Annotated in this window: 7 protein-coding genes; 3 read left to right on the plus strand and 4 right to left on the minus strand. The window is 43.2% G+C overall.

Translation table 11 applies throughout. The annotated features are described in order from the left end of the window. Positions 1-12: 12 nt before the first annotated feature. Entirely contained in the window at positions 13-2,490 is a 2,478-nt protein-coding gene (locus Q1A54_RS16820; protein WP_299990494.1) for an InlB B-repeat-containing protein, read from the minus strand. Between the two features lie 1,772 nt (positions 2,491-4,262). On the opposite strand from Q1A54_RS16820, the gene Q1A54_RS16825 reads away from it, so the two are divergent. The 3 genes from Q1A54_RS16825 to Q1A54_RS16835 all read left to right on the plus strand — a co-directional run bounded on the left by Q1A54_RS16825 (position 4,263) and on the right by Q1A54_RS16835 (position 8,106). Further along, the gene (locus tag Q1A54_RS16825) at positions 4,263-5,459 is read left to right on the plus strand and encodes a polysaccharide lyase (protein WP_299990496.1); all 1,197 of its coding nucleotides are present in this window, start codon (positions 4,263-4,265) and stop codon (positions 5,457-5,459) included. A gap of 714 nt (positions 5,460-6,173) precedes the next feature. After that, a complete protein-coding gene (locus Q1A54_RS16830; protein ID WP_299990498.1) occupies positions 6,174-7,253 on the plus strand; it encodes a polysaccharide deacetylase family protein in 1,080 nt (359 codons plus the stop codon). Between the two features lie 55 nt (positions 7,254-7,308). Further along, positions 7,309-8,106: a polysaccharide lyase gene (locus Q1A54_RS16835; RefSeq protein WP_230392244.1), complete on the plus strand. Its 798-nt coding sequence runs from the start codon at positions 7,309-7,311 to the stop codon at positions 8,104-8,106. A 94-nt stretch (positions 8,107-8,200) separates the two neighbouring features. Here Q1A54_RS16835 and Q1A54_RS16840 read toward each other — a convergent pair whose 3' ends face one another. From Q1A54_RS16840 to Q1A54_RS16850, 3 genes are all read right to left on the minus strand, one after another. Next, positions 8,201-9,172 carry a glycosyltransferase gene (locus Q1A54_RS16840; protein WP_299990499.1) on the minus strand — a complete coding sequence of 324 codons (972 nt, stop codon included), beginning with the start codon at positions 9,170-9,172 and terminating at the stop codon, positions 8,201-8,203. 66 nt (positions 9,173-9,238) lie between these two features. After that, complete coding sequence (gene asnB, locus Q1A54_RS16845) at positions 9,239-11,071, minus strand: asparagine synthase (glutamine-hydrolyzing) (RefSeq protein ID WP_299990501.1); 1,833 nt, start codon at positions 11,069-11,071, stop codon at positions 9,239-9,241. A 46-nt stretch (positions 11,072-11,117) separates the two neighbouring features. Then, positions 11,118-12,062: a hypothetical protein gene (locus Q1A54_RS16850; RefSeq protein ID WP_196119822.1), complete on the minus strand. Its 945-nt coding sequence runs from the start codon at positions 12,060-12,062 to the stop codon at positions 11,118-11,120.

The raw sequence follows: 12,062 nt of genomic DNA on the forward strand, positions 1-12,062 counted from the left end.
GATTTGAAACTGTTAGCGATCTAGCATTAGCCTAAACGTTTCGTTTTTGCTTTTTGTCTGTAGCCTGAGTATATAGAGTCCCTTCCCTAAATCAGTACCATCAATATCAATCTGGTGTAACTGTCCTGACACGGTTTTGCCTTGGTGTAGGGTTTTGATTAGACTTCCTTTGCTATCGTAAAGTGAGAGAGTATAATCTTGACCTTCTGATACTGTAAACCTAACCCTGGCCTTGTCTGAAAAAGGATTAGGATGGGCACTCAATTTTTCAAGTCTGGGCTGATTTACAAATAAGCTTTTTTCAGATTGAGTTGTCAGATTGCTTTCCACTACAGTGAAGCGTATGGTGAGCGGGGTGCCGGCTGCTCCGGTGGCCTTGCTGCCCGAGTAGGGGGTTGCCTTGAGGGTGTAGGTGCCCACCGCCGGCGGGTTCCAGTTGCCGTAGTAGTAGTTGCCGCTGCCGTTGTCGCCGTGCAGGGCGTAAGGGGCGGCGTTGTCGGAGTAGGTCCTGCTCTGCGTTCCGCTCAGCTCGAAGAGCACGCTGCCCACCGAGGTCGGCGAGGTGTTAGCCCGGATGTTGAGCTTGGAGTTGCTCAGCGATGAGAGGCTGATGGTGGCCCCATCCTCAAGGGGCTGCACGTCCTGCTCCGTCTGGGCGTCCACCAAGGTAAACCCTGTCACCTGTGACGGGCCCGCGGTGACGGCGGTGAAGGTGGCCGTGACGGCCTTGTCGCCGTCCATCGTCACAGTCAGGGGGTTGGCCGTGCCGGAGGCGTCGCCGCCCCAGCCGGCGAACTGGTAGCCGGTGGCCGGCGTTGCCGTCAGGCTCACGGCGCTGCCGGCGTCGTAGGTTTCCTGGCTGGGGGTCTTGGCAACAGTGCCGTCGCCTATAGTGTTAATGGTTAAATGAAACTTATCTGTAGGAGTAACTACCTGCTCCACTACAGTGAAGCGTATGGTGAGCGGGGTGCCGGCTGCTCCGGTGGCCTTGCTGCCCGAGTAGGGGGTTGCCTTGAGGGTGTAGGTGCCCACCGCCGGCGGGTTCCAGTTGCCGTAGTAGTAGTTGCCGCTGCCGTTGTCGCCGTGCAGGGCGTAAGGGGCGGCGTTGTCGGAGTAGGTCCTGCTCTGCGTTCCGCTCAGCTCGAAGAGCACGCTGCCCACCGAGGTCGGCGAAGTGTTAGCCCGGATGTTGAGCTTGGAGTTGCTCAGCGATGAGAGGCTGATGGTGGCCCCATCCTCAAGGGGCTGCACGTCCTGCTCCGTCTGGGCGTCCACCAAGGTAAACCCTGTCACCTGTGACGGGCCCGCGGTGACGGCGGTGAAGGTGGCCGTGACGGCCTTGTCGCCGTCCATCGTCACAGTCAGGGGGTTGGCCGTGCCGGAGGCGTCGCCGCCCCAGCCGGCGAACTGGTAGCCGGTGGCCGGCGTTGCCGTCAGGCTCACGGCGCTGCCGGCCGTATAGGTCGCGCGGTCTGGGCTCTTTGACACCGCGCCGCCGCCCGTCGTGCTCACAGCCAGGCTGTACTCACTGGCAGGGATTGCCTCGAAGGTGGCCGTGACGGCCTTGTCGCCGTCCATCGTCACAGTCAGGGGGTTGGCCGTGCCGGAGGCGTCGCCGCCCCAGCCGGCGAACCGGTAGCCGGCGGCCGGCGTTGCCGTCAGGCTCACGGCGCTGCCGGCGTCGTAGGTTTCCTGGCTGGGGGTCTTGGCAACAGTGCCGTCGCCTATAGTGTTAATAGTTAAATGAAACTTATCTGTAGGATCAGGTGAAGAGCCGTCATCACTTGCTAATACTCCAACTGCAACACCTGCATCTACGTTTGTTATAAGTATGAGCCCGTCTGGGTTGAAATTCTGTTTGCTGCTAGTAGGATCACGAAATCTAGCTCCTTCCTTTAAGGTCATTTGTGGTCCAATGGAGATGTTGGATATTGGGGATTCGTTATAGAGAATATCCCCTCCGTACGTTCTTGAAGAGTAAACTATTCTTAATTTTCCAGCATCTTCATTTAGAACGACAATAGGGGTTGTTCCTAAGCGAGAAACATCATATAAGTTATCCCAAGTACCGTTTGCTCTGCGTACTAAAAGCCCTATCAGGGGATATGATTCATCATTATATCCTGTCTTGATGGCGCAGTATAGGGTGCCATCACTAGCTACTTTCAGGTTCATGTGGTCATCAGCCATCCCGTACCCTACGTTTAATGCAGACTGTGAAGCAGGTACTTCATCAACAGACCAGTTTGTAGGGGAATCTCCATCAGTATGCGTCTTGAAACCCCATCTTTTAGTATTTTGGTTAGACCAGAACACTCCAATTTTGCCAGGCATAGCAATGATGGCACACTTATCATTCGAAGCAATGCCTGAAGCTAACGTAATAGGCGAACTCCACTGAGTATAGGGAGCATCACTCCATCTAACATTAACGGTGCTTGATCCGTCGTAGGCCAGCCACATTCTACCTGTGTCGTCTACCTCAATCATAGCCGTTTCAACTCCAGAATTTATTGAAATGCTAACCAATGAATTTTGCGCTGTCCACAGTTTGTATGTGGATGAACCTGGTATGTATTCAAGTGACACTAATTGAGAGTTTGTACCTTGATACATGAATATATGCACTAGATTGCCTACTACCTTGCAATCGGCTCTCGACCCGGTCTTGGTACTCAATCTGAGTATGTGAGTCCATGAATCTCCGTCTAACCTCCACAAATGTGTGCCTGTTGCATTTGGTAGCACTGCCCAGTGCTTACCGTCGTGCGCAAATAACTTTGATTGTGTTTTATCCTGAGTGTTGGATGTTATCGGTAACGGCTCTATTTGCTGGAGAGACGAAAACTGAGCCGATGCCGTGATAGAAGAAAATAAATAAACGAGCAGGAGTAAAAAAAGTCTGGACATATTCTTAGAGTTAAATTTCTTGCATAAGTATTTTTTGGAGTTGCGATATAGTTGTAAAGAACTATTATAAAAGAGTGATAATAAGATCAAGTTTTTTGCCTTTAGCAGCTTAGGATATAGGGCCTTTTGTATGTGCTTACTTATCAGCCGATTCCATAATTTTGGTTATAACCCTTATATTATTATTTTAAAAAAAAGTTACAATAATTATAGAATTTTTTTAGAAAACCTGCTTCGTTGCATGTTTTCTGAATTATCCTGACCTAGATTATACCTTTAATTTCAATCATACTTGCAAATCGTTCTAGTTGAGAAACCAAGGATACTGTTAAAAGAAATGTGAAGGGATAAAGCTTAACTAGAAATTGAGATTAACAAAATTTAGATAGATTTTAACCAAACTGGTAACTCCTTATTGGAATAAACACAGGAGAATTGTTATCAATTGTGTTGGATCCAGCCAGTTTCTTACCTTTTATCCCATCAAGGGGAAAAATGAAGCTAAAAAACAAGACGTATGATGCGCCTTAACTATATAGCTATTTCTTAATATTGTTCTAAATTTTTTTATAAATAGTTCCTAGCCTCTAAATCGAGTTTTATATATAACAAAATTTATATACAATAACAGATTTATGGTTTGATGGAAGCCATCATGTATGTAAAATGACTTTGGCTGATATTTGTCCAATTGGCTAAAAGTTTATTTTGATTCTATTTATGGCTTGTATATTTATTAATATAAATAATTGAAAATTTTTATAGTTAATTGCGATTGTATACTTTTGATCATAAGACATTTATGGGTTAAGTAATCTTAAATTCATCTTATAAAACAGATAAAAATAATACAAACACTAAAAATTGTCTAACGAATCCGTTTCATAAAAGTTTCGGCATAAATCTGATTTTAAATTAACTTTTTTAATATAAAATATGAAATAACAATAATTTAAGCCCTTTTAGGCATTATGCATTTTGAAATTAACTTATTGATCCTTTACATTTGTGACAGTCATATGGATGAAATGTACAATTGTTAATTGCTTTTCAGTTCTCTAATGATGGATGTTTATATGTTGAATTTTAGCTGTCTATGTAAGCCTATGATTAAACTTTTAAAGAGTGAACTTTTATAAAAGTCCTAGTTGCTAACAATCTACAGAATGAATTCCATAATCGATTTTAACTTTGTTGAAAAAGATATTTTATAATAATAGTACAATTAAATTATTAACAACTTTAGCCAAACCAAAATGAATTTCAAGTTTCGTTATTTACTAACACCAGTACTTTTAGCTGCAATAACAGTGTCTTGTGAGCAGAAAGAATTAGAAGAAATTAGCCCATCGATGGGAGTTGAGTCAGTGGCCCATGCGACTGCTAGTATGCTCTTCAGTGAGAACTTTGAAGGCAGCAAGCCGCTAAACACCTTTCATGGCCTTGAGCTGGGTTCATCCCACTCTCTTAATGTAGTTGACCGTATTGGTGGTGGTGGCAAGGCAGCCCGCTTCGAGCTGCGCCAGAATGACCCTGAGGTAAAAGGCAGCCGCCGCGCCGAGGTAACAGTAGTTGAATCGAACGAAATACAGAAGGAGATGTGGTACGCTTATGACGTTTATTTCCCTGCTGACGGTTTCGTAGACGAAAAAGACGACGAGTGTATCACGCAGTTTCACCAGAGCGACATGGGCAGCCCATCTGCCTCCATCCGCACAGCGAACGGCCGTATTATAATGACGGTACGTAATGAGCAGAGTAAAAAAGAAAAAGTGGACTTAGGTCCGATAACTAAAAATAAGTGGCTTAACATTGTTGTGCACATGGTACACTCTCACGGATCAGATGGCCTGAGTGAGGTTTGGATCGATGGCAAACAAGTACTTTCCCGCAAGGGCGGTAACCTTTATAGCAAAGGTGGACTTCCTAAGTTGAAACTGGGTGTGTACAAGTCTACTTGGGCTGATCAGAAAACCACTACTGATAAGCGCGTGCTATACTTCGATAACATCAAAGTAGGTAAAGCAGGTACCAAATTGTCTGACATGACTTCTTCTTCGTCATCTACGGCTCCTGCACCGACTCCTACGCCAGCACCGGCTCCTACGCCAGCGCCGGCTCCTACGCCAGCGCCGGCTCCTACGCCAGCACCGGCTCCTACGCCAGCACCAGTGCAGCCTGGTACGGGCAATCAAATAACTAGCCTGACTGTTGTAAATGCCCAGACAGAGAGAGACGTTGCTACCCTGACAAATGGTAGCAAGATCAGCTTCCATCAGATGGGAAGCCAGAAAGTAAACTTCCGTGCCAACCTAGGCTCGTCTGTAGGTAGCGTTAAATTCGAACTAAGAGGTGCTAAGTCGCATACTTATATTGATAATGCAGCTCCCCATGCACTGTTCGGTGATGATGGAAAAGGTAATTACTACTACGGCAATACTACCTTGCCAGCCGGTACCTACACCCTAACAGCTACTCCTTACACACAGGCAAAAGGGTCAGGATCAGCTGGAACGCCGGTAACGTATACCTTCACAATCACGAAATAAGCATTTATAAATTCGACAATTATAGAATCTTATTGTCTTAAAATCGGATTAGACCTTGACTGGTTGGTAATCTTGATCTAAATAAAAAAAGCAGCTATATATAGCTGCTTTTTTTATTTAGAAGAGTTTAATAAATGTTCCTACATATAATAACATAAATGTGTAATCCACATGTATGCTATTAGAAATAATTATGATACGTACATATTATTGACGAGTAATACCATGAAAGCTAGCAGAGACACTAAAAGTAATACAAATAGAATAATAAAATAAAACAAAATTTTATAAATTTAGTAATGATATTTAGGGGGTATAAAAGATCAAATGGCTTCTGTAGAAATAAATTATCAAGTCTAAACATTAAAGGCAAAATTTATCAAATTCTCTGAGTTTTCAAGTAGAATCTATATTAGCCCTGCTAATTGCTCTTTAGGTTTTAAGATTCAACCAGGATGTGACATTAGGAGTGAATCACGAAGAGTTTAGTTTAAATATTTAAGATGCATTATGGATGAGAAACTTATACACTATTTTTTTTGAGGTAAAGTTCAAAGGTTCTAGTCTATTTTGAAGGTGCAAAGTTTAAGATTGGTTTGCTGCCACTGGATTCAGTCCAAAGAAGGGGCAGAAAGGAGCCAATTAAGGTGCATAACTATAACTCCATACTGAAGTACTGTAATTCTCTTGTAGATATTATCGTGTAGAGCTCTGGTGATAAACAAGATTACCGGACAGCAACGAGATGGAAGAAAGTTAGTACAACAGATTTATTTTTTAAATACTTTTTTCAGCAAACGTTTACTTATAATACTACCTATGGACTTTAATTTCAGAAATCTCTGTGCCTGGTTTCTGGCAAAAGCACTTATCAATTTTGGCTTTGTAAAGAAGGCGAAAATGAGAGCTTTGAATGGTGATTATATACTTTCGATTTATTCTCATAACCCCACAAAGCGAGAGTTTGAAGCTTGTATAAAATGGCTGATTAAACAGAAGTTTAATTTTTTAACTATTAACGATCTAGAAAGGATTGTTAATAACGAAATGCAATTTCCAAAGAGCAGTGTGCTGTTGACTGTGGATGATGGTTGGCAGCCAAATGAACAGAATATTGTAGAAATAGCAGCTAAGTATGAAGTCCCTGTAACCATATTTGTATCGACTCAGGCAGTGGAAGAAGGAGCTTATTGGTGGTCCTATGTAAACAAGAGTATTAAAAATAATTCTAAGAACAGGGTAGCAACATTAAAACAACTGCCTAATGTAGAACGACTTGCAATTGTAGAAAAACTTAAAAAATACGCTAATATTCCAAGAGAGGCAATGACGGTTGAGCAAATAAAACGAATCTCCAGATCGTCAGTAGTTACAATTGGTGGCCATACCCACTCGCATCCCATTCTTGTAAATTGCGAGGATGCAGAGTTATACCATGAAATTAGTTTCTCTAAGAAGAAACTTGAGAAATGGATTAACAAGGAAGTTTCTTATTTCGCATATCCTAATGGAGATTATGGTCAGCGTGAGGTTAGGGCACTAAAAGAGCAGGGATATAGATTGGCCTTTTCGAATGTGCCTACCTATTTAACCAAATCTCAACTGACTCACAAATACGAGATTCCACGAATTGGTTTGCTAGAAGGCGCTTCATTAGCCGAGAATATCTGTCGAATGGTTGGTGTGTGGCACCCAACGGTACGCAGCTTAAAGAAAATTTTTAAAAGTAGTAAGGATAGCATAAGAGAACCAGTGTACCCTACGGCTAGTAATGTGCATGTTAAAATGTCATAGTAGAAGAATTGCCATTTCTGGAACATTTATACGACTGCTAATCCAGACTATTATGATGCCAAACTTTAATAAAATTCTCGTATTTTGTGTGATATGTCTCCTGTTACTGTTAAACGTACAACAGTATTTTGAAAAGCTTGAGACATCGAATGGAGTTGAATCTACGAGCCTGACCACGGCTTCCCTTGTCTTCAGCCAAAGCTTCGAGGGTAGTAACCCGCTCTCTTCTTTCTACAGCCTTGAACTGGGCGCCCCCCACTCTCTAAATATAGTAAAAAGGCCAAAGGGTAATGGCAAAGCAGCACGTTTTGAGCTCCGCCAGAGCGATCCTGACGTAAAGGGTAGTCGCCGTGCAGAGGTGACGGTGGTCAAAGGTAATTTAGAAAGAGAAATGTGGTACGCTTATGAAGTTTACTTTCCTTCGGACGGCTTTGTGGACGAGAAGGATGACGAGTGTATCACGCAATGGCATCAGAGCGGAATGGGCAGCCCGTCGGCCTCCATCCGTACAAAAAACGGTCGCCTTAGGATAACAGTCCGCAATGAACAGGAGGAGAAGGATAAGGTGGACCTAGGCCCAATAAAAAAGAACAAGTGGATCAGTATTGTGGTACATATGGTGCATTCTTATGACTCTGACGGCCTCACTGAGGTTTGGATAGATGGCAAAAAGTTACTCTCGCGAAAGGGAGGGAACATGTACAACGAAGGGGGAATGCCAAAGTTGAAACTGGGTATATATAAGTCAGATTGGGCTAAGGAAAAGACCACTACCGATAAACGCGTACTATACTTCGATAACATACAGGTGGGAAGGGCAGGCACTAAACTGACTGATATGATCTCTTCCTAAACGCCTTTACCAGATAAAATCAATTAGCTAAAAGCTTTAATTGGCCATGTGTTCAATGGAATGTTAGTGATAGATGTAGATAAGCACTGGATGATCAAGCTTGCGCTTCCTGATATATTCTTTTCAGTTTATCGGCTACTGTAGGTAAGTCTAACTTAAGATCCAAAAGCCTCTGTCTGCCTTTGCAAGTGTCCATTTCCATCACCTCCAGTATCTTTTGTGTAAGATCGTCAGCATCAAAATCCGTAATAGCATAGCCTGGTGTGTTGTTAACCAGATAACGTACATCCCCAACATCAGTAAAAACACCTTTGCAATTGCAGGCCATACCTTCTTTAACTACATTAGGAGAGCCTTCGTCGAGAGAGCACATCACAAGTACATCAACAGAATTTAAATACTTGAAAACCTGCTGATGGGGAATTGGATAGGGCGAGACAATCTCAATACCATGCAGCGCCAGTTTTTCTCTCGTCGCGTTTAATAACTGAAAGTTTTTTGTCGGGTCTTGGGTATTCCCAAGAAATAAAACATATTTTTTATCTTTGATCAAGCCTAATTCTTCTCGAAAATCCTGCTCTGTTGGGCAAAACTTTTGCACATCAACGCCATTTGGCAATAAGTACGACTTTTTTTTCTGCCAAACGAATTTTTCGAGATTGGGAGATTTTGAGATGATTTTCTTTACAAATGGTTGAATCAATAGCGTCGAAAAAGTAAAAAAATTAATATACACCCTGTTTTTAACAAGCTTCCTTACTCTTCCGCGGGCGTCATCTCCCATAAGAGACAGCACCACCGGAACTCGGGGCATAGCTAGCACCACTACCCAAGCCGAAAGTGTAAAATGGGCATGTATCACGTCGAACTCGTTCGATTTCAATTGTTCCTTCAGTAATTTAACATTCGAAAGGTAGCCAGAGAACCCTTTTCCAGTAATTTTAAAGTATTCTATATCAATTTGCTTTTCCCTCAATGATTCTCCCTGAACTTTTATGAAGGGTGCAATATCAAAGGCTTTAGAGTTGCCTGACGACACAAACAGTACTTTCATCTTCTTTTCCAAAGCGAGGTCTCCTGTATTATTTTTAATGAATAAATCTGATTATAACAATGCATTGACTATATCTGTCTAATCAATGAACTCACGGAACCACAGCTCAAGGTGTATCCATTTCCAAATCTCTTTTGCAATATTGGTTTTGCCGTCCAAATGCTCATTATACTTCCTCAGTGCTATACTTGGGTTAATAATGCCTCGTGCTTTAAAGGAATCGCTCTGTAGTAAATCTGTGATTGTTTTTTGCCAAGCAGGCTCTCTGAACCACTCATCCTGCGGTGTACCAAAGCCCATTTTATCCTGGCGCAGGCGTATTTTTTCCGGAAGCGTGCCTCTCATAGCTTCCCTTAGAATATACTTGGTGATGCCGTTGCGTATAGACCAGTTATCGGAACTTGCCAGCGTTTTCTCTACTAACCGGTAATCAAGGAACGGCACTCGGGCCTCCAGTGAATAATGCATGGAGTTGATGTCTTCCCATTTAAGCAAATGCTCCAGTTTGTTTTCGAAGTGATCGAGCAGCGAGTCTTTTAAAGTGTTGGAGCCGTACAACTGCCCTGCAATAGCGTTTGATTTGCTATACCTGTCCACAAAAGCAGTTTCCATGTATCCTTTTTCATCTACCCGCAGCGAGGTTCTGGAGTTTTCTGGGAGCATGAAGTAGATGAAAGCCTTTAAGCCATACAAACTCCTGTGTCTGGCCATATAATGGTATACCTCACCGCTCAACCTGCCAAGCCTGGCCGATCGAAGCAAATCTTTAAAGTAGAAACCAAAGAAGTAGTGGTAGCCAGCCAGCTTCTCATCAGCGCCCTGCCCGTCTAATGTTACTACAACATTGCCTTTAGCCAGTTCCATTACCTTGTACTGGGCGTAGGGGGAAGTGGATGGGAGCGGCTCTGCGTGTGCTCTTACAAAGTCGTGCAGGTCGTTTTGTAAAGTATAAGCACTGGGTGAGGTATAGTGCATATTTTGCAGAGTGGCCTTATACTCGTGTATAAATCGCTTTTCATCGCCAAACTGCCCATCTTCATATACTGCTGAAAAGGTGTTCAGATCTGTTTTATTAAAGTCCTTCAGCAATACAGAAACAATGCTGGATGAGTCCAGCCCTCCGCTCAGGCAAACACCAACGGGCACATCGCTCCTAAGCCTGAGTTTGATGGACGAAGCGAGTAATTCCCGGTATTCTTCGGGGTTATTAAATGCTTCTGTGTCAGCCACTCTTTCTTTTAAGTGATACCACTTGTCTATTGTTACATGCCCATCTGTTACAGAGAGTTTACAGCCATGCTGCAGCTTTTTAACTTCGTTGAAAAATGTGTTTTCATTTTGGTCTGTTCTGCTGAAAGCCAGGTAGTCGAATATGCTTTGCTGGTTCGGTGTCGGTCTGTTTTCCAGCAAGGTGAGTAATGGCGGGATTTCAGAGCAGAAAGCAAAAGAGGAGTCAGTTTGCAGGTAATAAAAGGGTTTGATACCGAAACGGTCTCTCGACGCGAACACAGACTTATTTACCCGGTCATAAATAGCGAAGGCCCACATGCCATTAAAGTGATGCATGCATTGCTCTCCCCAATAGATGTAGGAATTGAGAAGGACCTCTGTGTCTGTCTTGGTCTTGAATTTTACCCCTTTTTGAGAGAGCTCTTCTCTGAGCTCGACATAGTTAAAAATCTCCCCATTAAAGACAAGCACATACCTGCCGTCATCCGACACCATAGGTTGGTGCCCGTCCGGTGACAAATCAATAATGCTTAACCTTACAAAACCTAAACCTACCTTATCTTCTATAAAGACCCCGTTATCATCCGGACCACGATGCTTCATTCGCTGCATCATGTTTCGCAAAGCTGTTTCTTGGGGTGTTTTGTTTTCAAACTGAATTATTCCTGCTATTCCACACATCGGTTTAAATATATAAGGGGTATAACTATAGATTTTGGATCGGCAATTAGTGTAAGCCAGTTATTAGTTTTATGTTGGCTGCTGTTAGTTTGGAGGCAATTATTTTAGAGTATATCTCGGCGCCATCTTCATTAAGGTGTGTTGGGTCTACGAAAAGCGATCTGTTTTTCAGAAAATGAGCATCCTGATTATAGTCGAGCATGTTTACACCCAAATCTTCGCAAATCTCTTCTGCGAGCTGGATGCTCAGGGTTTCCTGGCTATACTTGCGGTAAGAGGGCGATATAATGACATATACCTCGCAATTGGCTTTTTGGGCAGCTTCCAGAAAGTTTTTAAAAAGCCTGACTTCTGTACTGTCTATCTGCTCTTCTTCCGTATACGTTTGCAGTTCTTCTGTCCATACCTGATCAGGTATAGGCTCAAAGCCCTTCTCTGTATTGTCCTCTTCTAAAGACAAGTTATGCATAATGATAGTAAGGGGAAGCGAGTTGTAGCGGTATAAATAAGACTGTGCCTTAAGATACTCAAAGTTGCTTTTAAGGTCTACCACCTCTTTCACCGCTTTATTGGAGTGGTAGTAGGGGAGCAGTTCTGACAATCGGTCGTAATCATCCTGGTGGGCATGAAATTCATTCGGGTTCAAGTCTAGTAGAATAATCCGGGGCTTTTGGGAACGCTGCAGTATACTCTTCAGCACCACATACGAGTACAGAATGCCCTGTCCATCCTGGCCGGTGTTGTAAAAGGTTTTATTTAAGTTTTCCTCAAATGGGGTCGGGTCGTAGTGGTGCTGTGCTCGCGAAGATCCAAATACAAGAATGTCTTCCTCTGCCTTGTTAAGCGCATAGGTAGTGTTGTATTCCGGCGCAGATGGGCCCATCCGGAAGTAGAAGTGTTCTAGCAAATTTCCAATACCAAAGTCAGTAGCAAAAACAAGCGATAGCATTAGTGCGAGTTTCTTAAGGAATTTGTTCAGTTGATGTTTCAT

Origin of the sequence: uncultured Pontibacter sp. (genome assembly GCF_947502515.1) — a bacterium.
GTDB lineage: Bacteria > Bacteroidota > Bacteroidia > Cytophagales > Hymenobacteraceae > Pontibacter.